The 24,405-nt window shown below is 67.6% G+C and carries 19 protein-coding genes; 14 read left to right on the plus strand and 5 right to left on the minus strand.

Annotated features, from left to right (window positions below; genetic code table 11):
- Positions 1–197: 197 nt before the first annotated feature.
- The 3 genes from QSJ95_RS07925 to QSJ95_RS07935 all read right to left on the minus strand — a co-directional run bounded on the left by QSJ95_RS07925 (position 198) and on the right by QSJ95_RS07935 (position 3,996).
- Positions 198–1,931 (minus strand): ABC transporter ATP-binding protein/permease, encoded by a 1,734-nt coding sequence (locus QSJ95_RS07925; RefSeq protein WP_285641391.1) that lies wholly within the window; start codon positions 1,929–1,931, stop codon positions 198–200.
- Positions 1,932–2,156: 225 nt separating this feature from the next.
- On the minus strand, positions 2,157–2,717 hold the full coding sequence (locus tag QSJ95_RS07930; protein WP_009617747.1) for a response regulator transcription factor: 561 nt from the start codon (positions 2,715–2,717) through the stop codon (positions 2,157–2,159).
- 22 nt (positions 2,718–2,739) lie between these two features.
- Complete coding sequence (locus QSJ95_RS07935; protein ID WP_285641394.1) at positions 2,740–3,996, minus strand: ATP-binding protein; 1,257 nt, start codon at positions 3,994–3,996, stop codon at positions 2,740–2,742.
- Between the two features lie 195 nt (positions 3,997–4,191).
- On the opposite strand from QSJ95_RS07935, the gene QSJ95_RS07940 reads away from it, so the two are divergent.
- The 5 genes from QSJ95_RS07940 (at position 4,192) to QSJ95_RS07960 (ending at position 12,113) form a co-directional block, all read left to right on the plus strand.
- On the plus strand, positions 4,192–4,905 hold the full coding sequence (locus QSJ95_RS07940) for an SIMPL domain-containing protein (protein WP_064582061.1): 714 nt from the start codon (positions 4,192–4,194) through the stop codon (positions 4,903–4,905).
- A gap of 199 nt (positions 4,906–5,104) precedes the next feature.
- Positions 5,105–6,706, plus strand: coding sequence for an ABC transporter substrate-binding protein (locus tag QSJ95_RS07945; RefSeq protein ID WP_043272328.1), 1,602 nt, complete (start codon positions 5,105–5,107; stop codon positions 6,704–6,706).
- Between the two features lie 33 nt (positions 6,707–6,739).
- Entirely contained in the window at positions 6,740–8,365 is a 1,626-nt protein-coding gene (locus tag QSJ95_RS07950; RefSeq protein ID WP_281687552.1) for an ABC transporter substrate-binding protein, read from the plus strand.
- 711 nt (positions 8,366–9,076) lie between these two features.
- A complete protein-coding gene (locus QSJ95_RS07955) occupies positions 9,077–10,459 on the plus strand; it encodes an OprD family porin (protein ID WP_285641399.1) in 1,383 nt (460 codons plus the stop codon).
- A 265-nt stretch (positions 10,460–10,724) separates the two neighbouring features.
- The gene (locus QSJ95_RS07960) at positions 10,725–12,113 is read left to right on the plus strand and encodes an OprD family outer membrane porin (protein ID WP_285641401.1); all 1,389 of its coding nucleotides are present in this window, start codon (positions 10,725–10,727) and stop codon (positions 12,111–12,113) included.
- 379 nt (positions 12,114–12,492) lie between these two features.
- On the opposite strand, the gene QSJ95_RS07965 is transcribed toward QSJ95_RS07960, so the two are convergent.
- A complete protein-coding gene (locus QSJ95_RS07965) occupies positions 12,493–13,710 on the minus strand; it encodes a M24 family metallopeptidase (RefSeq protein ID WP_285641402.1) in 1,218 nt (405 codons plus the stop codon).
- 182 nt (positions 13,711–13,892) lie between these two features.
- On the opposite strand from QSJ95_RS07965, the gene QSJ95_RS07970 reads away from it, so the two are divergent.
- From QSJ95_RS07970 to QSJ95_RS08010, 9 genes are all read left to right on the plus strand, one after another.
- Positions 13,893–14,456: a helix-turn-helix domain-containing protein gene (locus QSJ95_RS07970; RefSeq protein ID WP_009617731.1), complete on the plus strand. Its 564-nt coding sequence runs from the start codon at positions 13,893–13,895 to the stop codon at positions 14,454–14,456.
- A gap of 239 nt (positions 14,457–14,695) precedes the next feature.
- On the plus strand, positions 14,696–16,279 hold the full coding sequence (locus QSJ95_RS07975) for an ABC transporter substrate-binding protein (RefSeq protein ID WP_442965426.1): 1,584 nt from the start codon (positions 14,696–14,698) through the stop codon (positions 16,277–16,279).
- A 144-nt stretch (positions 16,280–16,423) separates the two neighbouring features.
- Positions 16,424–17,803, plus strand: coding sequence for an OprD family porin (locus QSJ95_RS07980; RefSeq protein ID WP_285641406.1), 1,380 nt, complete (start codon positions 16,424–16,426; stop codon positions 17,801–17,803).
- Positions 17,804–17,813: 10 nt separating this feature from the next.
- On the plus strand, positions 17,814–19,397 hold the full coding sequence (locus QSJ95_RS07985; protein WP_285641408.1) for an ABC transporter substrate-binding protein: 1,584 nt from the start codon (positions 17,814–17,816) through the stop codon (positions 19,395–19,397).
- 64 nt (positions 19,398–19,461) lie between these two features.
- On the plus strand, positions 19,462–20,472 hold the full coding sequence (locus QSJ95_RS07990; protein WP_009617723.1) for an ABC transporter permease subunit: 1,011 nt from the start codon (positions 19,462–19,464) through the stop codon (positions 20,470–20,472).
- A 10-nt stretch (positions 20,473–20,482) separates the two neighbouring features.
- Positions 20,483–21,394 (plus strand): ABC transporter permease subunit, encoded by a 912-nt coding sequence (locus QSJ95_RS07995; RefSeq protein ID WP_009617722.1) that lies wholly within the window; start codon positions 20,483–20,485, stop codon positions 21,392–21,394.
- An 11-nt stretch (positions 21,395–21,405) separates the two neighbouring features.
- On the plus strand, positions 21,406–21,573 hold the full coding sequence (locus QSJ95_RS08000) for a hypothetical protein (protein WP_285641411.1): 168 nt from the start codon (positions 21,406–21,408) through the stop codon (positions 21,571–21,573).
- Positions 21,570–22,541, plus strand: a complete 972-nt coding sequence (locus tag QSJ95_RS08005; RefSeq protein WP_043315253.1) for an ABC transporter ATP-binding protein — start codon at positions 21,570–21,572, stop codon at positions 22,539–22,541. The genes QSJ95_RS08000 and QSJ95_RS08005 overlap by 4 nt, the downstream gene beginning before the upstream one ends.
- Positions 22,541–23,512: a peptide ABC transporter ATP-binding protein gene (locus QSJ95_RS08010; protein WP_009617718.1), complete on the plus strand. Its 972-nt coding sequence runs from the start codon at positions 22,541–22,543 to the stop codon at positions 23,510–23,512. Before QSJ95_RS08005 ends, QSJ95_RS08010 begins: the two co-directional genes overlap by 1 nt.
- A gap of 227 nt (positions 23,513–23,739) precedes the next feature.
- On the opposite strand, the gene QSJ95_RS08015 is transcribed toward QSJ95_RS08010, so the two are convergent.
- A complete protein-coding gene (locus tag QSJ95_RS08015; protein WP_285641416.1) occupies positions 23,740–24,366 on the minus strand; it encodes a LysE family translocator in 627 nt (208 codons plus the stop codon).
- Positions 24,367–24,405 lie beyond the last annotated feature (39 nt).

Below are 24,405 nucleotides of genomic sequence, written 5' to 3' on the forward strand. Positions count from 1 at the left end.
CGATATCCGGAATCCGAATGCGACGGGCTGTTTACCGCAAAGCCGTCGAGGGTACCGGGTATGGGTCAGGGAACGATGCAGCAGTCCCCAAAACTGCCAAGCAATTGCGAGCTTTCCTGCAAAATCTGAAGGAATTCACAGCACGATCTTTCCCAAAATCCTATCGCCGGGGGATTCCCTTGCGACAGGTAGGCGTGTCAGGCCGGGAGCACCGCCCCGACCTCCCGCAGGTGACGATCCTCCAGGCGCAGCTGGCGCTCGTGGAAGCGCCTGAGGTCGGCGCGGTGGCCGATGCTGACCAGGGTCACGCCGGGCAGTTGCTCCAGCAGGGTCTGGTAGAGCGCGGCTTCGTCGTTGTCGTCCAGCGCCGAGGTGGCCTCGTCGAGGAACAGCCAGGCCGGCGCATAGAGCAGCGCGCGGGCGATGGCCAGGCGCTGCTGTTCGCCCGGCGAGAGCAGGCGCTGCCAGTGCTGGGCTTCGTCCAGGCGTTCGCCCAGGTGCTCCAGGCGGCACAGGCGCAGCACTTCGCGCAGGCGCTCGGGGCCGTGCCGGCCGGGTTCTTCCGGATAGCTCAGGGCCGTGGCCAGGCTGCCGATCGGCAGGTAGGGCTTCTGCGGCAGGAACAGCGTGCGCGCCGCGGGCATCTGCACCTGCCCGGCGCCGTAGCGCCAGAGCCCGCTCATGGCACGCAGCAGGGTGCTCTTGCCGGCGCCGGAGGGGCCGCTGATCAGCACGTGCTCGCCGGCTCGCAGGGTCAGGTCGGTGGGTTCCAGCAGCACGCTGCCGTCGCCCAGGCACAGGCTCAGGTGCTTGAGCTGCAGGCCGTTGCCATCCTTGCGCACTTCGATACCGGCGTGCTCGGCCTGGCTCTCCTCCAGGGCCCGGCGGAAACTCAGCAGACGGTCGCAGGTGGCGCGCCAGCCCGCCAGGCTGCCATAGGCGTTGATGAACCAGCTGAGGCCGTCCTGGACGTTGCCGAAGGCGGAGTTGATCTGCATGAGCTCGCCGAGCTGAATCTTGCCGGCGAAGTAGCGTGGCGAGGCGACGATGAAGGGGAACACGGTGGCGATCTGCGCATAGCCCGAGGAGAAGAACGTCAGGCGTTTCTGCACGTTCATCAGTTCACGGAAGTTGTGCCAGACATTGGCGAAGCGCCCCATCAGGCGCTGCCGCTCGTTCTCATCGCCATCGTACTGGGCGATGCTCTCGGCGTTCTCGCGCACCCGCACCAGACCGAAGCGCAAGTCGGCCTCGTAGCGCTGCTGGCGGTTGCTCAGACCGATCAGGCGGCGGGCGATCAGGTGCGTCAGCCAGCTGCCGACCAGGGCGTAGAGCAACGCGGCCCAGAACATGTAGCCGGGGATGCTGATGCCGAATAGTTCGATGCTGCCGGACACGCCCCAGAGGATCACCGAGAAGGACACCAGGCTGACGATGTTGCTGATCAGCCCCAGGCCGAGGCTCAGCGTGGTGTCGGTGAAGTCCTTGAGGTCGTCGGTGAGGCGCTGGTCGGGGTTGTCGGTGTAGCCGCTCTGTTCCATCAGGTAATAGTTCTTGTGCGACAGCCAGGCGGCGAAATGCTGCTCGGTGAGCCAGCGACGCCAGCGGATGGTCAGCATCTGCGTGAGATAGAGACGGTAGACGGCGGTCAGAATGAACACCGCGGCGATCCCCGAGAACATGAACATCAGGTGGATGAAGCTCTTCAGGTCCTTGTTCTGCAGGGCGTTGTAGAAGTCCCGGGACCAGTTGTTGAGCCAGACCTGCAGGGCCACCACCACCAGCGACAGGGCGATCACCACGATCAGCAGCAACCAGGCCATGCCCTTCTCTTCGCTGCGCCAGTAGGGCGCCGTCAGTTTCCACACCTGGGAGAAGAAATGCCCGCGAACGGCATCGTTCGCGGCACGGTATTCGGCGCTTTCGGTCATCGGGTCGGGCTCAGCACGGGCACAAAAAAAGAGCGCCCAGTCGGCGCTCCCTGTCTTAGAACCTGTCTACGATCTGCTGCGCGTCGGCATAACTGCGTTAAAAACAGGCGAGTGATGCTCATTTAGCGGACTAAACTCGAACGCGAGCCCGGTGCCTCCCTCGCCTGTTTTCGCCTTGTTCTGCGCTAGCTCGCGAGATCGTAGATACAGCTTCTTATGAATTCCTTAACGCCTCACGGGGCGCTTCTGCAGCTTACGCTGCAACGTCCGCCGATGCATCCCCAGGGCGCGGGCGGTGGCGGAAATGTTGCCGTCGTGCTCGGCCAGCACGCGCTGGATGTGCTCCCACTGCAGGCGGTCCACCGACATGGGGTTTTCCGGCACCAGGCTGTCCAGGTCGGCGTGCTGCGAGAGCAGCGCGGTCAGCACGTCGTCGGCGTCGGCCGGCTTGCACAGGTAGTTGGTGGCGCCGCGCTTGATGGCCTCCACCGCGGTGGCGATGCTGGAGTAGCCGGTGAGGATCACCACGCGCATCTCCGCATCCAGCTCCAGCAGCTTGGGCAGCAGCACCAGGCCGGAGTCGCCGTCCATCTTCAGGTCGAGCACGGCGTAGTCGGGCAGGTCCTCCTTGGCCAATGCCAGGCCTTCCTCGGCAGAGCCGGCGACCGATACGCGCAGGCCGCGGCGGCTCATCGCACGCGCCATCACACGGGTGAAGGTGGCGTCGTCGTCCACCAGCAGCAGGTGGGGTTGCTCTTCGCCTTCGAACAGATTCTCTTCGCTCATGGGTACTTCCTCGCGCGTGGGTTCACACCACACCATAGCTGCGCGGCAGGCGCAGCTCGGTAAGCGTGCCGCCGTCTTCGTGGTTGTACAACTTCACCGTGCCGCCGGCGCGGGTGACGCTGGCCTGGCTGAGGAACAGGCCGAGGCCGAAGCCCTTGCCCTTGGTGGTGAAGAAGGGTTTGCCGAGTTGCTCGGCGATCGCCAGAGGCACGCCGGGGCCGTGGTCGCGGATGCTCAGGCAGATGTCGGTGGCAGTCCAGTCGACGCAGATCTCCAGGTCGTCCGGGCAGGCATCGGCGGCGTTGTTCAGCAGGTTCAGCAGGGCCTGGGTGAGGTCGGTGGGCGGCGTCAGCCGCGGGGCGCTGCCCGGGCCCAGGTTCAGGTAGCGGTAGGTGGCCTCCGGGCGCATCAGGTGCCAGCGGCGCAGCACCGCCTCCAGCCATTCGTTGACGCCCTGTTCCTGGATGGCCTGGCGGCGGTCGGCCTCGGCGGCGCGCACCAGTTGCTGCAGGGTGTCCTTGCACAGCTTGACCTGCTCCTGCAGCAGCGCCAGGTCTTCCTGCAGCAGCGGATCCTTCGGGTGCGCCTGGCGCAGCTCCTTGAGCAGCACGCTCATGGTCGCCAGCGGCGTGCCCAGCTCATGGGCGGCGCCGGCGGCCTGGGTGGCCACGGCCAGCAGCTGCTGGTCGCGCATGCCCTCCTCGCGGCGCTGCGCGACTATCTGTTCCTGGCGGCGCAGCGCCTGGGACATGCGCGCGACGAAGAAGGTGATCAGCCCGGCGGCCAGGGCGAAGCTCAGCCACATGCCGTAGATCAGCAGGTAGTCGCGCTGCGCCGGGGCGATGTTCAGCGGGTGGAACCACACCAGCAGCACCGTGTAAGCGGCCAGGGCCAGGCCGGCGAGGACGATGGTGTAGAGCCACGGCAGGGTCGCCGCGGCGATGGTCAGCGGCACCAGGTAATAGGAGACGAAGGGGTTGGACGAGCCGCCGGAGAAATACAGCAGGGCGCTGTGGATGATCAGGTCGCAGCCCAGCTGCACCGCGTATTCCACCTCGGTCACCGGCCAGGGCCCGCGCAGGCGCAGGGCGGTGGCCAGGCACAGCACCAGGGACACGCCGAGGGTCACCCCCAGCGCCGCCCAGGGCAGCGGGATCAATTGGACCTTGTAGGCGATGCCCACCGAACCGGCCTGGGCGGCCAGCACGAGAATACGGATGAGCGTCAGGTGCAGCAGGTTCTGCCGGCTGGCGGATAACTGGAAAACCGGTGTGCGCATGGTGAATTCCGGAATTTGCGCGAGTATAGCCAAGCCCCTTCCCCTCTCGGTGCGTCATAGCGACACAGCATACGAGATAAAGGCTATCGCGATTCAACCCCTTTGAACGCCGACCTGCGTCAATAGGTCTGACTGTCCATGTGCGGGGTCGTCTACCCTGCACCCGGGACTCATTACAGGACCAAGGAGTCGAACATGTCCGCATTGAAGAAAAGCCTCGCCGCCCTGGCCGCAGCCGTCGCCCTGGCCGCCACCAGCTTCGCCGCCCACGCCGACGAGCCGCGCTACAACCTGGTGTCGCTGCATGCCGAGGCCAGCCAGGAAGTGGCCCACGACCAGATGCACGTGACCCTCTTCAACGAAGCCCAGGCCAGCGACCCGGCCAAGCTCGCCGCCGAGACCACCGCCGCCCTCAACGCCGCGGTGACCGAGGCGCGCAAGGCCAAGGGCGTGACCGTCAGCCTGGGCAGCCGCAACAGCTACCCGGTGTACGACGACAAGGGCCAGAAGATCACCGCCTGGCGCGAACGCGCCGAGCTGCGCCTGGAAAGCTCCGACTTCGCCGCGCTGTCGCAGCTCACCGCCAGCCTGCTGGGCAAGCTGAAGATGGGCAACATGAGCTTCAGCATCGCCGACTCCACCCGCCAGCAGAACGAGGACAGCCTGATGAAGAACGCCGTGGCGGCGTTCAAGGCCCGCGCCCAGTTGCTGACCGACTCCCTCGGCGGCAAGGGCTACCGCCTGGTCAACCTGAACCTGAACAGCGCCGGCGCGCCGCGGCCGATGCCGGTGATGCGCATGGCGGCGATGAAGGCCGACGCCGGTTTCGCCGCGGCCCCGGAGATCGAGGCCGGCACCAGCCAGGTCACGGTGACCGCCGACGGCACCATCGAAGTGCAGATGCCCTGATGCGGGCCCGCCGCGGCGCCGCCCAGCCGGGCGCCGCGGCGGGCTTCTTGCGTTATTGCGACATTCCCTTACGACTTCCCCACAGCTTCTACACTGTGGCGGGTGTGGCCCTTGCGCCCGGCATGTGCCCTGCATAGTTTCAGGCGACACGCCCCACAAGGACGTGCCTCGATGACAACCACAACAAACTGAGGTCAGCATGCGCAAGAATGCCGTCATCCGCTCCATGATCGCCGCTGGGTTGATCGCCAGCGCTCCCTTCGCCCACGCCGCCGGCAACCTGGTGTTCTGCTCCGAGGGCAGCCCGGCGGGCTTCGACCCCGGCCAGTACACCACCGGCACCGATTTCGACGCCGCCGCCGAGACGGTATTCAACCGCCTCACCCAGTTCGAGCGCGGCGGCACCCAGGTGATCCCCGGCCTGGCCGAGAAGTGGGACGTATCCGATGACGGCAAGACCTACACCTTCCACCTGCGCCACGGCGTGAAGTTCCACACCACCGACTACTTCAAGCCGACCCGCGAATTCAACGCCGACGACGTGCTGTTCACCTTCGAGCGCATGCTCGACAAGAACCACCCGTTCCGTAAGGCCTACCCCACCGAATTCCCCTACTTCACCGACATGGGCATGGACGCCAACATCGCCAAGGTGGAGAAGGTCGACGACTACACCGTCAGGTTCGTCCTCAACGAGGTCGACGCCGCGTTCATCCAGAACCTGGCCATGAGCTTCGCCTCCATCCAGTCCGCCGAATACGCCGACCAGTTGCTCAAGCGGAACCGCGCCAGCGACATCAATCAGAAGCCGATCGGCACCGGGCCCTTCGTGTTCAGCCGCTACCAGAAGGACGCGATGATCCGCTTCAAGGCCAACAAGGACTACTGGGTGCCCGGCGAGGTGAAGATCGACAACCTGATCTTCGCCATCAACACCGACGCCTCGGTGCGCATGCAGAAGCTCAAGGCCAACGAGTGCCAGATCACCCTGTTCCCGCGCCCGGCGGACCTGGAGTCGCTGAAGAAGGACGCCAACCTGAACATGCCTTCGCAGCCGGGCTTCAACCTCGGCTACATCGCCTACAACGTGCTGCACAAGCCGCTGGACAAGCTGGAAGTGCGCGAGGCGCTGGACATGGCGGTGAACAAGAAGGCCATCATCGACGCCGTCTACCAGGGCGCCGGCCAGCTCGCCGTGAACGGCATGCCGCCGACCCAGTGGTCCTACGACGACAGCATCAAGGACGCCGGCTACAACCCGGAGAAGGCCAAGGAACTGCTGAAGAAGGCCGGCGTGCCCGAAGGCACCGAGATCACCCTGTGGGCCATGCCCGTGCAGCGCCCGTACAACCCCAACGCCAAGCTGATGGCCGAGATGCTCCAGGCCGACTGGGCCAAGGTCGGCATCAAGGCGAAGATCGTCACCTACGAATGGGGCGAGTACATCAAGCGCGCCAAGGCCGGCGAGCACGACGCCATGCTGATCGGCTGGAGCGGCGACAACGGCGACCCGGACAACTGGCTGGGCACCCTGTACAGCTGCGACGCGGTCAACGGCAACAACTTCTCCAAATGGTGCGACCAGCCCTACGACAAGCTGATCAAGGAAGCCAAGCGAACCCCCGACCAGGCCAAGCGCACCGAGCTGTACAAGCAGGCCCAGCACATCCTCAAGGAGCAGGTGCCGATCACCCCGATCGCCCACTCCACCGTGTACCAGCCGATGCGCAAGACGGTCGAGGACTTCAAGATCAGCCCCTTCGCGCTCAACTCCTTCTACGGCGTGGGCGTCGGCAAGTAAGGCCCGCGGCCGCCGCGAGGCGGCCGTCACGCCATGCTGCGCTGGCCACAGCCGCTTGCCGATGGACGACCGGGCCGCCCCGCGTGGGCGGCCCTGGCGTTGCTGCTCGCCGCCGCGCCGGCCCTGGCCCGGCCCCTGGTGGTGTGCACTGAGGGCAGCCCGGAAGGCTTCGACATCACCCAGTACACCGCCGCCACCACCGCCGACGCCACGGCGGAGACGGTGTACGAACGCCTGGTGCAGTTCGCCCCCGGCAGCACGAAGGTGATCCCCGCGCTGGCGCAGAGTTGGGACATCAGCGCCGACGGCCTGGCCTACACCTTCCACCTGCGCCCCGGCGTGAAGTTCCAGCGCACCGACTACTTCACGCCTACCCGCACCTTCAACGCCGACGACGTGCTCTGGAGCTTCCGGCGCCAGCTCGACCCGGCGCATCCGTGGAACAGGCTGGCCCCGCGCGGCTTCCCCTACGCCCAGTCGATGGGCCTGCCGGGGCTGATCGAGCGCGTCGAGAAAGTCGACGACCTGACAGTGCGCTTCACCCTGCGCCATCCCGAGGCGCCCTTCCTCGCCGACTTGGCCATGGGCTTCGCCTCCATCTACTCGGCCGAATACGCCGACCTGCTGCTGGCGGCCGGCAAGCCAGAGCAACTGAACAACCTGCCCCTGGGCACCGGCCCCTTCGTCTTCCAGCGCTACCAGAAGGACGCCCAGGTGCGCTTCGCCGCCAACCCCGACTACTGGGGCGGCACGCCGAAGATCGAGCGCCTGCTGCTGGCGATCACTCCCGACCCCAGCGTGCGCATCCAGAAACTGCGCGCCGGCGACTGCCAGGTGGCGGTGTACCCGCGGCCCACGGACATCCCCGAACTGCGCAGGGACCCGCGCCTGAAGGTGGAGGAACTGGACTCCCTGCTGGTCGCCTACGTCGCCATCAACACCCGGCACAAGCCGCTGGACGACGTGCGCGTGCGCCAGGCCATCAACCTCGCCTTCGACCGCGACGCCTACCGCAAGGCGCAGTTCGGCGAGGGCGGCGCCAGCCCGGCGGTGGCGCCCTACCCGCCGACGCTGTGGGGTTCGGACGCGGACCTGAAAGGCTGGCCGCGCGACCTCGAACGGGCCCGCCAGCTGCTGGCCGAGGCCGGCGTGCAGCCCGGGCAGAAGCTCAGCATCTGGACCCGCCCCGGCGGCGGCCCGGCCAACCCCAACCCCGGCATAGGCGCGCAGATGCTGCAGAACGACCTGGGCAAGCTGGGCATCCGCGCCGACATCCGCGTCTACGAATGGGGTGAGCTGATCCGCCGTGCCAAGCATGGCGAGCACGACCTGGTGTTCATGGGCTGGGTGGGCGACAACGGCGACCCGGACAACTTCCTCACCCCCAACCTGTCCTGCGCCGCCGCGCAGAGCGGCGAGAACATGGCCGGCTGGTGCAACGCCCAGTTCGACGACCTGCTGCGCCAGGCCCGCGCCAGCACAGACCAGGACGCCCGCGCCGCGCTGTACCGCCAGGCCCTGGCGATCTTCCAGCGCGAAGCGCCCTGGATAGCCCTGGCCTACCCGAAACAGTTCGTGGTGCTGAGCCCCAGGGTGAAGGGCTTCACCCTCAGCCCGCTGGGCTCGAACAACTTCACCCACGTCGAACTGGGGCCCTGAGCCCATATTTCCCGCCCCCCGTAGGAGCGGACCTTGTCCGCGATAGCCGGAGGTTCCGGCGCGGTTCGCGGATGAGATCCGCTCCTATGCCGCCCCACCCACACCATTCCAATGTAGGAGCGCGCCCTGCGCGCGAAATCGCGGGCAGGGCCCGCTCCTACAGGTTACCGAGAGACACGGCATGCCTCCCCCGTAGGAGCGGACCTTGTCCGCGATAGCCAGGCGTTCCGGCGCGATTCGCGGATAAGATCAGCTCCTACGCCGCCCCACCCACACCATTCCAATGTAGGAGCGCGCCCTGCGCGCGAAATCGCGGGCAGGGCCCGCTCCTACAGGTGGGTACCAAGATTCCCACCACGCCGCCTCCCCAAAACGCTGCGAAGCCTCTATTCCGGGCATCGGCGAGAAGCGGCGTAGTGAAGCACCAGGCATTTTTTCATTGTCGCGGCCGCCAGGCATGGCTTAGCTTCCCCCCTGAAGGTCCGGCAGCCCCGGCCCCCACGCCTTCCACGGCACGGCGTACCCGCCGCTGCCGTCCCTGCGCCCGCCCCATCCGCTGCGGGCAGCCATGAGCCAGGCCCGACCGGCCAGGCTCTTCCAACAATCATCCCACCGCACTCGCTTTCCGCCTTGCAGCCGGCCACCGGCCGTTCCCGGCGCGCGCCCAGGTGCCCGCCGTTGCGCACAGCACTAGAAACGAGGAGCAATCAGATGACCAATCCACACTTCCGCCCCACCGCCATCGGCCTGGCGCTGCTCGCCGGCGTCACCGGCCAGGCCTGGGCGGCCGAAGAGGACGACAGGCAGCGGGGGCAGGCCGCCGCCAAGGGCTTCATCGAAGGCCAGAGCCTGACCCTGAGCACCCGCAACTTCGCCTCCCGCGAGCAAAAACATGGGCGCTTCGTCTTCAAGATCCCCAAGGAGGACGGCTACGAGCCCACCCACAGCCGGCGCACCTGGGTGCAGGGCAGCATCCTGCAGTACAGCTCCGGCTACACCCGGGGCACCGTCGGCTTCGGCCTCGACGTCGGCGCCTTCCATGCCCTCAACCTGGAGCGCGGCAAGGGCGTGGTCGCCGGCGGCAGCAACCGCACCCTGACCGACAGCGACGGGCGGCCGCTGGACGAGTGGTCCAAGCTGGGCGTGGCCAACCTGCGCCTGCGGCTGTCCAACAGCGAACTGCGCGCCGGCCGCTTCCAGGTCCAGACGCCGGTGCTGGCCACCATCGACAACCGCGCCCTGCCCTCCACCTTCCGCGGTGTCGGCCTGACCAGCAGCGAACTCACCGGGCTCAGGCTGCAGGCCGGCAGCTTCGATCGCGTCAGCCCGCGCACCGGCGCCGGCGACGAGAAACTCACCACCACCTACGGCGACCGCAAGGCCAAGGGCGACCGCTACAGCTACCTCGGCGGGACCTACCGCGCGACGCCCAACCTCAGCCTCAGCGCCTACGGCGGCGAGTTCGAGGACATCTGGCGGCAGTACTACCTGGGCTTCTCCCACGACCTCGGCGACCCCGACGTGCTGGCCCTGCACACCCGCTTCGACGGCTACAGCACCCGCGATGCCGGCAGCCGCAAGGCCGGCTACATCGACAACGACACCTGGAGCCTGGCCTTCACCCTCGCCCGCGGCGCCCATAGCCTGATGGCGGGCTGGCAGCAGGTCGATGGCGACGAGTACTTCGACTACGTCAACGAGACCGCGGCCATCTACCTGGTCAACTACCTGCAATCCGACTACAACGGCCCCAACGAGAAGTCCGCCCAGCTGGCCTACGGCACCGACTGGGCCCGCTACGGCATACCGGGGCTGAGCAGCACGCTGTGGTACGCCAAGGGCTGGGGCATCGACGGCACCCGCTACGACGGCGACCGCAACGGCGCCCACGGCAGCTACGCCGAGGTGCGCAAGCAGGACGGCGAAAGGCATCGCGAACTGGGCATGACCATCGCCTACAAGATCCAGGACGGCCCGCTCAAGAGCAGCAGCATCAAGCTGACCTACCGGCGCCACCGGGCCAGCCAGAACCAGGCCGACGGCAGCATCGACGACGTGCGCCTGATCACCACCCTGCCCTTCAACCTGCTGTAGTCCCCCACCCCGGCGCCGCCCCGCCAGAGGCGGCGCCGGGCAGGTAGGCGCCCTCCATCGCCCCCGCGCCTACCTTCGACGAGTACCCCGTCGCCCGAATGCAATCCCCTGAATATTCGGAATTTTCCGTTTTTCGCAGCGCGGCCGAATCCGCCTTGATCGCCCTTCCCGCCCCCACTTAGCTTCGGCCCCTCACAGGGGCCAGCGCACCCACGGCGTCATCGGCCTAGCCCCTCCAACAAGAACAAGAAGGGAGCAACAGCCAATGATCCAGCAGCACATCCGCCCCACCGCCCTGGGCCTGTCCCTCGGCGCCTGTCTGTTCGGCCAGGCCTGGGCCGCCGAGGACGACCGCCGCGAGGCCCGCGGCCAGGCCGGCGCCAAGGGCTTCGTCGAAGGCCAGAGCCTGAGCCTGCGCACCCGCAACTTCGCCGCCCTGGAACAGGCCCAGGACAGCAACGGCTTCCGCATCCCCAAGGAAGACGGCGCGGAGTTCACCCACAACCGCCGCACCTGGGTGCAGGGCACCCTGCTCAAGTACAGCTCCGGCTACACCCGGGGCACCGTCGGCTTCGGCCTGGACGTGGCCGGCTACCACGCCCTCAGCCTGGAGCGCGGCAAAGGCGTGATCGCCGGCGGCGGCGGCAACCGCACCCTGACCGACAGCGACGGCAACGCGGTGGACGAATGGTCCAAGCTGGGCATCGCCAACCTGCGCCTGCGCGTCTCCAGCACCGAACTCAGGGGCGGCCGCTTCCAGGTCGACACGCCGGTGTTCAACAGCCACGACAACCGCGTCCTGCCCGCCAGCTTCGACGGCTTCGCCCTGCTCAGCGAGGAACTGCCGGGCCTGGCGCTGCAGGCCGGCAGCTTCACCCGCGCCAGCCCCCGCGCCGGCGCCGGCGAGGAAGACCTGACCACCGAATACGGCACCCGCCTGGCCAAGGGCGACCGCTACAGCTACCTCGGCGGCAGCTACAAGGCCCCCGGCGGCCTGTCGGCGACACTCTACGGCGGGCATTTCGAGGACATCTGGAACCAGTATTACCTGGGCCTGAGCCACAGCCTGGGCGACCCGCAGAAGCTCGCCCTGCGGACCCGCGCCAACCTCTACAGCACCCGCGACACCGGCCGCCGCGCCGCCGGCTACATCGACAACGACACCTGGAGCCTGGACTTCACCCTCAGCCGCGGCGCCCACTCGCTGATGTTCGGCTGGCAGCAGGTCGAAGGCGACGAATACTTCGACTACGTGCACGAGACCAAGGCCATCCACCTGAGCAACGTGGCCTTCGCCGACTACAACGGGCCCAACGAGAAATCCGCGCAGCTGCGCTACAACACCGACTGGGCAGCCTACGGCGTGCCGGGGCTGAGCACCTCGGTGTGGTACGTCAAGGGCTGGGACATCGACGGCACGGGCTACACCGGCGACCGCAACGGCGCCTACGGCAACTACGCGAAGGGCCGCGAGCAGGACGGCGAGAAGCACCGCGAACTGGGCCTGTCGGCCGCCTACGTGGTGCAGAACGGGGCGCTCAAACGCAGCCACTTCCGCCTCATGTACGTCAGCCACCGCGCCAGCCAGAAGCAGAGCAACGGCAGCGTCGACGAGCTGCGGCTGGTCAGTACCTTTCCCTTCGAATTGCTCTAGCCACCGTGCAACATTGCAGGCTGTACCGAGGTGCTCGCTCCTACGAAAAGCTGTGCTCGCCTGCAACGTAGGAGCGGACCTTGTCCGCGATAGCCGGACGTCCCGGCGCGATTCGCGGATGAGATCCGCTACGCTGCCCCACCCGCACCAGTCCCCTATAGGAGCGCGCCCTGCGCGCGAATCGCAGGCAGGGCCTGCTCCTACAGGTCGCCGGGCAGCGCGGCATTTCTCCCGTAGGAGCGGACCTTGTCCGCGATAGCCGAACGCCCCGGCGCGATCACGGATGAAATCCTGCGCCGCCATCCCCCTGTAGGAGCGCGCCCTGCGCGCGAATCGCGGGCAGGGCCCGCTCCTACAATGCCCCCCGGTGCGGTAGGCCTTACCCCGCCAGACCGAACGGATCGTCGATGGAATGGCTCGGCCGGGTGAACCAGCGTGGGCCTTCGGCGCTCATGTAGAAGTGGTCTTCCAGGCGGATGCCGAACTCGCCGGGCACGCAGATCATCGGTTCGTTGCTGAAGCACATGCCGGCCTCCAGCGGGGTTTCGTCGCCGCGCACCAGGTAGGGGCCTTCGTGTATGTCGAGGCCGATGCCGTGGCCGGTGCGGTGCGGCAGGCCGGGCAAGGCGTAGTCCGGGCCCAGCCCGCCGGCTTCCAGGCAGCGCCGCGCGGCGGCGTCCACCGCCTGGCAGGGCGCACCCGGCACGGCGGCGGCGAAGGCGGCCAGTTGCGCGGCCTTCTCCAGGTTCCACAGGCTGCGCTGGCGCTCGCTGGGCGTGCCGAACACGTAGCTGCGGGTGATGTCCGAGTTGTAGCCGTGCAACTGGCAGCCGGTGTCGATCAGCACCATGTCGCCTTCGCGCAGCGGGCGCGGCTCGCGCACGCCGTGGGGGAAGGCGCTGTCCTCGCCGAACAGCACGATGCAGAAGGTCGAGCCGGGCGCGCCGACGCGGCGGTGCGCCGCCTCGATGAAGCGCACCACCTCGGTGGTGGTGATGCCTTCGCGGAGGATGCTGGCGACGGCCTTGTGCACTTCCAGGGTCATGTCCTTGGCGCGCTGCATCAGCGCCAGCTCGGCGGCCGACTTGCGCTGCCGGCCATGGTCGACGGCGGCGCTCGCATCCACCAGGCGCAGGGCGCCGGCAACCTCGCGCAGGCGCTCGACCATGCCGAACGGCAGGCTCGGGCACAGGCCGAGGCGGGCGTTGGCCGGCACGCCCAGCTCCACCAGCATGTCCAGCAGCAGGCGGTAGGGGCTCTGGTGTTCCTGCCAGGTGCGGATCGCCCCGGGCAGCACCTGGAAGTCGCGCACCGTGCCCTCCTCGAAGGCCGGGGCGAGGTACTGCGGCGCGCCCTCGGCGGGCACCAGCAGGCCGACCAGGCGTTCGCTGGGGTTCCATTTCACCCCGCTGAAATAGCGCAGGTAGCTGCCGGCATCGACGAACGCCGCGGCCATGCCCTGCTCGCGCAGGCGCGCCTGCAGGCCGGCCACCCGGGCCCGGTATTCGTCCAGCCCGATCGGCTCGACGCCGCCGCTCATGTCGCGCAGCCCCGCCAGAGCCTGCTCGGGGCTGCTGCCCCCAACGCCCAACGTCATCGCCCAACTCCCATCCTGAGAATTCCGGCGGAATTTAAGCATTACTTAAAATCCGTGCCAAACGAATTTTAAGCACCACTTAAAATCACGGCAAAAGCCCTCTTCGCAAGCCAACCTTTCCGGCCCTCTTCCTCCGCCTTCCTTCGCCGGTATACTGCCGGCATCCTCCAAGAGCCCAGCCAATGACCGTCGATCGAATCGGAGAGCGCCTGCGTCGCTATAGGCGCGCCGCGAAGAAGACCCTCAACCAGGTGGCCAGCGAATCCGGCCTCACCGCCAGCTTCCTGTCCCAGGCCGAACGCAACCTCACCGGGGTTTCCATCTCGTCCCTGGCCAGCATCGCCAAGTCCCTGGGGGTGCCGCTCAACGAACTGTTCGACCAGCCGCAGCAAGCGCAGCCGGACACCCACCAGGGCGAGCGCGTGCGCTATGCCATCGAGGGCCAGCCGCTGGGCTACGAGCGCCTGTCCAGTTCCTTCCCCGGCAACCAGCTCAACGCGGTGAAGATGAACATGCCGGTCGGCTACCAGTCCGAGCTGATTGCCCACGAGGGCGCGGAATTCGCCTACGTGCTCAGCGGCAGCATCGTCTACACCATCGACGGCCGCAGCTACCCCCTCGGCCCCGGCGACTCGGTGCACTTCGACGCCGGCAAGCCCCACTGCCTGCGCAATGCCGGCGAGGAAACCGCCGAGGTGCTGACCGTCACCACCATGCCGCTGTTCGGCGAGCATCCGGGTACCTGAGACATTCCCTAGGTGTTAGGACGCTTCTGATTTTTGCAGTAGCACTGAATTTAAGTTGACCTTAATTTCAGCCTGACTTAACTTCGCGTTCGACGTTCGCCGGCTACCCCGGCGGCATCCGACCATCGCCCACGGGGGAGCGGTGGCGCCCGAGCCGGCACAGGTCCATCAGGCCCGCGCCCGGCTCCCTCAGAAAAAGAACAACGAGGTTAGGCATGCGTATGAAGCGTCGTAACTCCATGCATTCACTGGTCGCCGGCGGCCTGCTGCTGGCCAGCTCGGCGAGCTTCGCCGGCAGCACCCTGGTGTACTGCTCCGAAGGCAGCCCGGCCGGCTTCGACCCGGGCCAGTACACCACCGGCACCGACTACGACGCCACGTCGGAAACCCTGTTCAACCGCCTGGTGCAGTTCGAGCGCGGCGGCACCGAGGCCGTGCCGGCCCTGGCCGAAAGCTGGGAGACCAGCGCCGACGGCAAGGCCTGGACCTTCCACCTGCGCCACGGCGTGAAGTTCCACACCACCGACTACTTCAAGCCCAGCCGCGAGTTCAACGCCGACGACGTGGTCTTCACCTTCGAGCGCATGCTCGACAAGGACCAGCCGTTCCGCAAGGCCTACCCCACCGAGTTCCCCTACTTCACCGACATGGGCCTGGACCGCAACATCGCCAGGGTGGAGAAGCTCGACGACTACACCGTGAAGTTCGTCCTCAACGAGGTCGACGCCGCCTTCATCCAGAACCTGGCCATGAGCTTCGCGGCCATCCAGTCCGCCGAGTACGCCGGCCAGCTGCTCGCCCGGGGCAAGGCCAGCGAGATCAACCAGAAGCCCATCGGCACCGGGCCCTTCGTGCTCAGCCGCTACCAGAAGGACGCGCTGATCCGCTTCAAGGGCAACAAGGACTACTGGAAGCCCGAGGACGTGCGCCTGGACAACCTGATCTTCGCCATCAACACCGACGCCTCGGTGCGCATGCAGAAGCTCAAGGCCGGCGAATGCCAGATCAGCCTCAACCCGCGCCCGGCGGACCTGGCCTCGCTGAAGCAGGACGCCAACCTGAACATGCCCTCGCAGCCGGGCTTCAACCTCGGCTACATCGCCTACAACGTCACCCACAAGCCGCTGGACCGCGTCGAGGTGCGCCAGGCGCTGGACATGGCGGTGAACAAGCAGGCGATCATCGACGCCATCTACCAGGGCGCCGGCCAGCTGGCGGTGAACGCCATGCCGCCGACGCAGTGGTCCTATGACGAATCCATCAAGGGCCAGGCCTACGATCCGGCGAAGGCCCGCGAACTGCTGAAGCAGGCCGGCATCGCCGAAGGCACCGAGATCACCCTCTGGGCCATGCCGGTGCAGCGCCCGTACAACCCCAATGCCAAGCTGATGGCCGAGATGATCCAGGCCGACTGGGCCAAGGTCGGCATCAAGGCCAGGATCGTCAGCTACGAGTGGGGCGAGTACATCAAGCGCGCCCACGCCGGCGAGCACGACGCCGCCCTGTTCGGCTGGACCGGCGACAACGGCGACCCGGACAACTGGCTCGGCACCCTCTACGGCTGCGACGCGGTCAACGGCAACAACATCTCCAAGTGGTGCGACGCGGCCTACGACAAGCTGGTCAAGCAGGCCAAGGCCACCACCGACCACGCCCAGCGCGTCGCCCTCTACCAGCAGGCCCAGCAACTGCTCGCCCAGCAACTGCCCATCAGCCCCATCGCCCACTCCACGGTGTACCAGCCCATGCGCAAGTCGGTGCAGGGCTTCCTCATCAGCCCCTTCGGGCGCAACACCTTCTACGGCGTGAGCAACCAGCCCTAGCCGAGGCTTTCGGCCCGCCGACCCGGCGCAGACGGGCGGCCCTTCGTTTCGCCACTGCCCCACACCCCGCGCGCCCGCCCAGGCAGGCGCGGCGGGATGCGTTTGCCGTCTCGAACAACAACGAAGAAGAAAAAGGAGCAATCCATGCAGTGTCCCTACCTCAAACCCGCTGTACTGGGCCTGGCGATCGGCGCCGGGCTGCTCGGCCAGGCCCAGGCCGCCGAGGACGATGCGAACAGGGGCCAGGCCGGCGCCAGCGGCTTCATCGAGGGCCAGAAACTGACCCTCAGCACGCGCAACTTCTTTTCCCGCGAGCAGATGCACGACAGCTTCGGCTTCCGCATTCCCAAGGAAGGCGGCTCGGAATTCACCCACAGCCGCCGCGCCTGGGTGCAGGGCACCATCCTCCAGTACAGCTCCGGCTACACCCAGGGCACCGTCGGCTTCGGCCTCGACGTGGCCGGCTTCAACGCCATCAACCTGGAGCGCGGCAAGGGCGTGATCGGCGGCGGCGGCAACCGCACCCTGGCCCACAGCGACGGCGAGGCGGTGGACGAGTGGTCGAAGCTGGGCATCGCCAACCTGCGCCTGCGCGTCTCCAACACCGAACTCAAGGCCGGGCGCTTCCAGGTGGAGACGCCGGTGTTCAACAGCATCGACAACCGCGCCCTGCCGTCGAGCTTCAACGGCGTCGGCCTGCTCAGCGAAGAGCTGGCCGGCCTCTCGCTGCAGGCCGGCAGCTTCACCCGCGCCAGCCCGCGCACCGGGGCGGGCGACGAGGACTTCACCACCGAGTACGGCACGCGCCAGGTCAAGGGCGACCGCTACAGCTACCTCGGCGGCACCTACAAGGTCGCCGACAACCTCTCGGTGAGCGCCTACGGCGGGCATTTCGAGGACGTCTGGAACCAGTACTACCTCGGCTTCTCCCACGACCTGGGCGATGCGCAGAGCCTGGCCCTGAACACCAGCTTCAACCTCTACAGCACCCGCGACACCGGCAACCGCGAGGCCGGCTACATCGACAACGACACCTGGAGCCTGGCCTTCACCCTCAGCCATGGCGCCCACAGCCTGATGCTCGGCTGGCAGCAGGTGGACGGCAACGAGTACTTCGACTACGTGCACGAGACCTCGGCCATCTACCTGGCCAACTCGCTGCTGTCGGACTACAACGGTCCCAACGAAAAGTCCGTGCAGCTGCGCTACGGCACCGACTTCGCGCCCTATGGCGTGCCCGGCCTGAGCACCGCGGTGTGGTACGCCAAGGGCTGGGACATCGACGGCACCCACTACGACGGCGATCGCAACGGCGCCTACGGCAACTACGCCGAGGTCCGCAACCAGGACGGCGAGAAGCACCACGAGCTGGGCCTGATGGGCACCTACGTGGTCCAGGACGGCCCGCTCAAGCGCAGCAAGTTCCGCCTGATGTACATGAAGCACCTGGCCAGCCAGAACCAGGTCGACGGCAGCATCGACGAGGTCCGCCTGGTCAGCACCTTCCCCTTCGACCTGCTGTAGGAGAACCCCCATGATCCCGCGCTACCTGCCCCTGCTCCTGGCGCTCGGCGCCGGCCCCGCGCTGGCGCAGAACCTGGTGGTGTGCACCGAGGCCAGCCCGGAGGGCTTCGACATCGTCCAGTACACCGGCGCGGTCACCGCCGACGCCGCCGCCGAGACGGTGTTCAGCCGCCTGGTGGCGTTCCGCCCGGGCACCACCGAGGTAGTGCCGGCCCTGGCGCAGCGCTGGGAGGTCAGCCCCGACGGGCTGGCCTACACCTTCCACCTGCGCCCGGGGGTGAAGTTCCACAGCACCGACTACTTCAAGCCCAGCCGCCCGCTGAACGCCGACGACGTGCTCTGGAGCTTCCGCCGCGCGCTGGACCCGCAACACCCCTGGCACGCCTCGGCGCCGCGCGGCTACGCCTACTTCGAGGCCATGGGCATGGGCGAGCTGATCAAGTCGGTGGACAAGCTCGACGAGCTGACCGTGCGCTTCACCCTCAACCACCCGGAAGCGCCCTTCCTCGCCGACATGGCCATGGGCTTCGCCTCCATCTACTCGGCCGAATATGGCGACCAGTTGCTCAAGGCCGGCAAGCAGGAACAGCTCAACACCCAGCCCATCGGCACCGGGCCCTTCGTCTTCAGCCGCTACGCCCGCGACGCCCAGGTGCGCTACAAGGCCAACCCGGACTACTTCGGCGGCAAGCCGGCCATCGACAACCTGGTGTTCGCCATCACCCTCGACCCCAACGTGCGCATGCAGAAGCTGCGCCGCGGCGAGTGCCAGGTGGCGCTCTACCCGAAGCCGGCCGACGTGCCGCAGCTGCAGAAGGAAGCGAACCTGGCGGTGGACAGCACCGACGCCCTGCTGACCACCTACGTGGCCCTCAACACCCAGCACAAGCCGCTGGACGATGCGCGGGTGCGCCAGGCCATCAACCTGGCCATCGACAAGCCGGCGCTGCTGGACGCGGTGTTCGGCCCCGGCGCGGCGACGCCGGCGATCAACCCCTACCCGGCGACGCTGCTCGGCTATAACCGGCAGCTCCAGGACTGGCCGCACGACCCCGGGCGCGCCCGGGCCCTGCTCAAGGAAGCCGGGGTGGACGACGGCCTGAAGCTGACGCTGTTCATCCGCAACGGCAGCTCGCCGACCATCCCCAACCCCGCGCTGGCGGCACAGATGATGCAGGCGGACCTGGCCAAGGTCGGCATCGCGCTGCAGATCCGCTCGCTGGAATGGGGCGAGCTGCTCAAGCGCTCCAAGGCCGGCGAGCACGACCTCTCGCTGCTCGGCTGGGCCGGCGACAACGGCGACCCGGACAACTTCCTCAGCCCCAACCTCAGCTGCGCGGCGGCCAAATCCGGGGAAAACCAGGCGCGCTGGTGCGATGCGGCCTTCGAATCACTGATCCAGCAGGCCCGGCGCACCGACGAGCGGTCGAAACGGCAGGAACTTTATGAAAAGGCGACAAAGATATTCCACGAACAGGCCCCCTGGATTCCCCTGGCGCATCCTAAGCTGTTCAATGTGCGCCGCAGCAATATCGAGGGCTACACCATCAGCCCGCTGAGCAATAACAACTTCGCCGATATCCGGGTGAAGTGACAATAAAAACGGGCGCCCGCGTTATCCCCGCGGGCAGCCGCGTGATGAGGAGTCCGCCCCCACCATGCTGAGTTTCATCGCACGCCGTTTCGGCCTGCTCATTCCGACCTTCTTCGGCGTCACGCTGCTGACCTTCGCGCTGATCCGCATGATCCCCGGCGACCCGGTCGAGGTGATGATGGGCGAGCGCCGCGTCGACCCGCAGATGCACGCCGAGGCCATGCACCGCCTGGGCCTGGACAAGCCGCTGTACCAGCAGTACCTGGACTACATCGGCAACCTCGCCCAGGGCAACCTCGGCGAATCCCTGGTGACCCGCGACAGCGTCTGGCACGAGTTCCTCACGCTGTTCCCGGCGACCCTGGAACTGGCCATCGCCGCCATGCTCTTCGCCGGCACCTTCGGCCTGCTGGCGGGGGTGATAGCGGCGCTCAAGCGCGGCTCGGTCTTCGACCACGGGGTGATGACCATCTCCCTGGCCGGCTACTCGATGCCGATCTTCTGGTGGGGCCTGATCCTCATCATGCTGTTCTCCGTGACCCTCGGCTGGACGCCGGTGTCCGGGCGCCTGGACCTGCTCTACGACATCGAGCCGAAAACCGGCTTCATGCTCATCGACACGCTGCTCTCCGACGAGGAGGGCGCCTTCCTCGACGCCCTGCACCACCTCATCCTGCCGGCCATCGTGCTGGGCACCATCCCGCTGGCGGTGATCGCCCGCATGACCCGCTCGGCCATGCTCGAAGTGCTGCGCGAGGACTACGTGCGCACCGCCCGCGCCAAGGGCCTGTCGCCGGCCCGCGTGGTGTTCGTGCACGCCCTGCGCAACGCCATGATCCCGGTGCTCACCGTGTTCGGCCTGCAGGTCGGCGCGCTGCTGGCCGGCGCCGTGCTGACCGAGACCATCTTCTCCTGGCCGGGCATCGGCAAGTGGCTGATCGACGCCATCAGCCGCCGCGACTACCCGGTGGTGCAGAACGGCATCCTGCTGGTCGCCACCCTGGTGATCCTGGTCAACTTCACCGTGGACATCCTCTACGGCCTGGTCAACCCGCGCATCCGCCACCAACGCTGAGGAGCCCGCGATGAATTCCATGCAAAACGCTCCCGCCGGCGACCCGAGCCTGGTCTACCCCTCGCCCCTGAAAGAGTTCTGGCAAGCCTTCGCGCACAACAAGGGTGCGGTGGGCGGCCTGGCCTTCATGGTGCTGATCGTCTTCTGCGCGCTGTTCGCGCCCTGGGTGGCGCCCTACGACCCCAGCGAGCAGTTCCGCGACTTCCTGCTCACCCCGCCGGTGTGGCTGGAAGGCGGCACCGGGCAGTTCCTGCTGGGCACCGACGAAGTGGGCCGCGACATGCTCTCGCGGCTGATCTTCGGCGCCCGCCTGTCGCTGCTGATCGCCTTGAGCTCGGTGGTCATCTCGCTGCTGCCGGGGCTGGTGCTGGGCCTGGTCGCCGGCTTCTCGCCGAACCGCCTGGGCCCGGTGATCATGCGCCTGATGGACATCATGCTGGCGCTGCCCTCGCTGCTGCTGGCGGTGGCCATCGTCGCGGTGCTCGGCCCGGGGCTGTTCAACACCGTGATCGCCATCGCCGTGGTCTCGCTGCCCTCCTACGTGCGCCTGACCCGCGCGGCGGTGCTCGGCGAGGTCAACCGCGACTACGTCACCGCCTCGCGCCTGGCCGGCGCCGGCCTCTGGCGGCTGATGTTCGTCACCGTGCTGCCCAACTGCATGGCGCCGCTGATCGTCCAGGCCACCCTGAGCTTCTCCTCGGCCATCCTCGACGCCGCCGCCCTGGGCTTCCTCGGCCTCGGCGTGCAACCGCCGACCCCGGAGTGGGGCACCATGCTGGCCTCGGCGCGCGACTACATCGAGCGCGCCTGGTGGGTGGTGAGCCTGCCGGGCCTGGCCATCCTGCTCAGCGTGCTGGCCATCAACCTGGTGGGCGACGGCCTGCGCGACGCGCTGGATCCGAAACTCAAGAGCGCGGCGTAAGGAGCATGCAGATGAAGAACCTCATGCTCCTCGTAGGATGGGTGGAGCGAAGCGATACCCATCATTCCAGCGCCAAGCCGATGGGTTTCGTTGCACTCAACCCATCCTACGCGCCCCGCATGCCCGCCCCCGCAACGATGAATGTTCCCGTGCAGCGCCTGATGGAGACCGCCGTATGAGCCTCCTGGAAATCCGCAACCTCTCGGTGCGCTTCGGCGGCGCCGACGCCGTGCCCGTGGTCGACGGCCTCGACCTGAACGTCGACAAGGGCGAGGTGCTGGCCATCGTCGGCGAGTCCGGCTCCGGCAAGTCGGTGACCATGATGGCGCTGATGGGCCTGATCGACGCCCCCGGGCGCATCACCGCCGACACCCTGCGCTTCGACGGCAGCGACATGCTCAAGCTCAAGGGCCGCGAGCGCCGGCGCATCGTCGGCAAGGACATCGCCATGGTCTTCCAGGACCCGATGACCGCGCTCAACCCCAGCTACACCGTGGGCTTCCAGATCGAGGAAGTGCTGCGCCTGCACCTGGGCCTGCGCGGCAAGGCCGCGCGCCAGCGCGCCCTGGAACTGCTGGAGAAGGTCGAGATCCCCGGCGCCGCCCAGCGCCTGGACGCCTACCCGCACCAGCTCTCCGGCGGCATGAGCCAGCGCGTGGCCATCGCCATGGCCATCGCCGGCGAGCCCAAGCTGCTGATCGCCGACGAACCCACCACGGCCCTGGACGTGACCATCCAGGCACAGATCATGGAGTTGCTGCTGAACCTGCAGCGCGACCAGGGCATGGCGCTGATCCTGATCACCCACGACCTCGCCGTGGTCGCCGAGACCGCCCAGCGCGTCTGCGTGATGTATGCCGGCCAGGCGGTGGAGATCGGCCAGGTGCCGGCGCTGTTCGACCTGCCCACCCACCCCTACACCGAGGCGCTGCTCAAGGCGATTCCCGAGCACAGCGCAGGCGAAGAACGCCTGGCCACCCTGCCCGGCATCGTCCCCGGGCGCTACGACCGGCCACAGGGCTGCCTGCTGTCGCCGCGCTGCCCCTATGTGCAGGACGACTGCCGCGCCATCCGCCCGGCCCTGGAACCCCACGTCCGCGGCGCGGTGCGCTGCTACTACCCGCTGAACCTCAAGGAGGTGGTCTGATGGAAGCCGTACTGACCGCCCGCGACCTGACCCGCCACTACGACATCGCCCAGGGTCTGTTCAAGCCCCACGCCCTGGTCCGCGCCCTCAACGGCGTGTCCTTCGAACTGCAGGCCGGCAAGACCCTGGCGGTGGTCGGCGAGTCCGGCTGCGGCAAGTCCACCCTGGCCCGCGCCCTGACGCTGATCGAGGAGCCCACCTCCGGCTCCCTGCGCATCGCCGGCCAGGAAGTGAAGGGCGCCAGCCACGAGCAGCGCAAGCAACTGCGCCGCGACGTGCAGATGGTGTTCCAGAACCCCTACGCCTCGCTCAACCCGCGGCAGAAGATCGGCGACCAGCTCGGCGAGCCGCTGCTGATCAACACCGGCCTGTCGCGCAGCGAACGCCGCGAGCGGGTGCAGGCGATGATGCAGCAGGTGGGCCTGCGCCCGGAGCACTACCAGCGCTACCCGCACATGTTCTCCGGCGGCCAGCGCCAGCGCATCGCCCTGGCCCGCGCCATGATGCTGCAGCCCAAGGTGCTGGTGGCCGACGAGCCGACCTCGGCGCTGGACGTGTCCATCCAGGCCCAGGTGCTCAACCTGTTCATGGACCTGCAGCAGGAGTTCGGCACCGCCTACGTGTTCATCTCCCACAACCTGGCGGTGGTGCGCCACGTGGCCGACGACGTGCTGGTGATGTACCTCGGCCGCCCGGCGGAAATGGGCCCGGCGGACAAGCTCTACGAACGCCCGCTGCACCCCTACACCCGCGCCCTGCTCTCGGCCACCCCGGCGATCCACCCGGACCCGGGCAAGCCGAAGATCAAGATCCAGGGCGAACTGCCCAACCCGCTCAACCCGCCCAGCGGCTGCGCCTTCCACAAGCGCTGCCCCTATGCGACGGAGCGCTGCAAGACGGAAGTGCCGGAACTGCGGCTGCTGGATGAGCGGCAGGTGGCTTGCCATCATGCGGAGCAGTTTCTGGGGTAGCCGGGGACGGTGGTGCTCGTGCTGGGTCCCGTTCCCTCTCCCCAACCCTCTCCCTGAAGGGAGAGGGAGCTTGTCCGTGCCGGCTGGAGGTAAGGTTTCAGCCGGATAGCACAGCGTCCGGCTAACGCCGAATTATCAGCGCACTCCGAACGGCCCCCTCTCCCTCCGGGAGAGGGCTGGGGTGAGGGGAACGGAGCATCCCTGTACTCCACAACTCCCCCACACTCCTACACCTCCCTCAACAACGCCAACCGCGCCCCGAACCCGATCAGCAACGAAGCAAAAGCCCACTGCTGCACCCGCTGCGCCAAGGCATGCCGCTCCAGCCAACGCCCCAACCGCGCCCCGCTCAACGCATAGAAACTATCGAACACCAACCCCACCCCCACCAGCACCGCCCCCAGCACGCCGAACTGCAACGCCAACGGCCCCGCATCCGGCCGCACGAACTGCGGCAACAGCACCGAACAGAACAACAACGCCTTGGGATTGAGCAGATTGGTCAGCAACCCATTGCCAAAGGCCCGCCGCCAACTCCGCGCCTGAACCTCGGCCACAGGCCCGATGCCCGCCAACGACGGCCGCGCCAGCAACATGCGCAAGCCCAGCCACGCCAGGTACGCCGCGCCAGCCAGACGCACCACATCGAAGGTCCAGGGCACGCTGCGGAACAACAGCGCCAGCCCGGCACCAGCCAATACCACATGGCAGCCCCGCGCCGTGGCCAGGCCCAGGGCGGTGACCAGGGCCGTGCTGCCGCCGCGGCTGGCGCCGGTGTGCAGCAGCAGGAGCATGTCCGGCCCGGGCAGCAGGTAGACCATCGCCAGGGCCAGCAGGAAGACGCCGAAATCCATGGTTCGCACTCCGCAGCAAGGGACTCCGGTCAAGGATTC

The organism is Pseudomonas sp. NBRC 100443, from assembly GCF_030268185.1.
In the GTDB taxonomy this organism is placed as follows: domain Bacteria; phylum Pseudomonadota; class Gammaproteobacteria; order Pseudomonadales; family Pseudomonadaceae; genus Pseudomonas; species Pseudomonas citronellolis.

Bases quoted from the DNA above. Each gene is read 5' to 3' on its own strand.
- QSJ95_RS07975 (WP_442965426.1), top strand. From the start codon at position 14,696: ATGCATTCACTGGTCGCCGGCGGCCTGCTGCTGGCCAGCTCGGCGAGC.
- QSJ95_RS08005 (WP_043315253.1), top strand. From the start codon at position 21,570: ATGAGCCTCCTGGAAATCCGCAACCTCTCGGTGCGCTTCGGCGGCGCC.
- QSJ95_RS08000 (WP_285641411.1), top strand. From the start codon at position 21,406: ATGAAGAACCTCATGCTCCTCGTAGGATGGGTGGAGCGAAGCGATACC.
- QSJ95_RS07980 (WP_285641406.1), top strand. From the start codon at position 16,424: ATGCAGTGTCCCTACCTCAAACCCGCTGTACTGGGCCTGGCGATCGGC.
- QSJ95_RS07970 (WP_009617731.1), top strand. From the start codon at position 13,893: ATGACCGTCGATCGAATCGGAGAGCGCCTGCGTCGCTATAGGCGCGCC.
- QSJ95_RS07995 (WP_009617722.1), top strand. From the start codon at position 20,483: ATGAATTCCATGCAAAACGCTCCCGCCGGCGACCCGAGCCTGGTCTAC.
- QSJ95_RS07935 (WP_285641394.1), bottom strand. From the start codon at position 3,996: ATGCGCACACCGGTTTTCCAGTTATCCGCCAGCCGGCAGAACCTGCTG.
- QSJ95_RS07985 (WP_285641408.1), top strand. From the start codon at position 17,814: ATGATCCCGCGCTACCTGCCCCTGCTCCTGGCGCTCGGCGCCGGCCCC.
- QSJ95_RS07950 (WP_281687552.1), top strand. From the start codon at position 6,740: ATGCTGCGCTGGCCACAGCCGCTTGCCGATGGACGACCGGGCCGCCCC.
- QSJ95_RS07965 (WP_285641402.1), bottom strand. From the start codon at position 13,710: ATGACGTTGGGCGTTGGGGGCAGCAGCCCCGAGCAGGCTCTGGCGGGG.
- QSJ95_RS08010 (WP_009617718.1), top strand. From the start codon at position 22,541: ATGGAAGCCGTACTGACCGCCCGCGACCTGACCCGCCACTACGACATC.
- QSJ95_RS07960 (WP_285641401.1), top strand. From the start codon at position 10,725: ATGATCCAGCAGCACATCCGCCCCACCGCCCTGGGCCTGTCCCTCGGC.
- QSJ95_RS07940 (WP_064582061.1), top strand. From the start codon at position 4,192: ATGTCCGCATTGAAGAAAAGCCTCGCCGCCCTGGCCGCAGCCGTCGCC.
- QSJ95_RS07925 (WP_285641391.1), bottom strand. From the start codon at position 1,931: ATGACCGAAAGCGCCGAATACCGTGCCGCGAACGATGCCGTTCGCGGG.
- QSJ95_RS07945 (WP_043272328.1), top strand. From the start codon at position 5,105: ATGCGCAAGAATGCCGTCATCCGCTCCATGATCGCCGCTGGGTTGATC.
- QSJ95_RS07930 (WP_009617747.1), bottom strand. From the start codon at position 2,717: ATGAGCGAAGAGAATCTGTTCGAAGGCGAAGAGCAACCCCACCTGCTG.
- QSJ95_RS07955 (WP_285641399.1), top strand. From the start codon at position 9,077: ATGACCAATCCACACTTCCGCCCCACCGCCATCGGCCTGGCGCTGCTC.
- QSJ95_RS07990 (WP_009617723.1), top strand. From the start codon at position 19,462: ATGCTGAGTTTCATCGCACGCCGTTTCGGCCTGCTCATTCCGACCTTC.
- QSJ95_RS08015 (WP_285641416.1), bottom strand. From the start codon at position 24,366: ATGGATTTCGGCGTCTTCCTGCTGGCCCTGGCGATGGTCTACCTGCTG.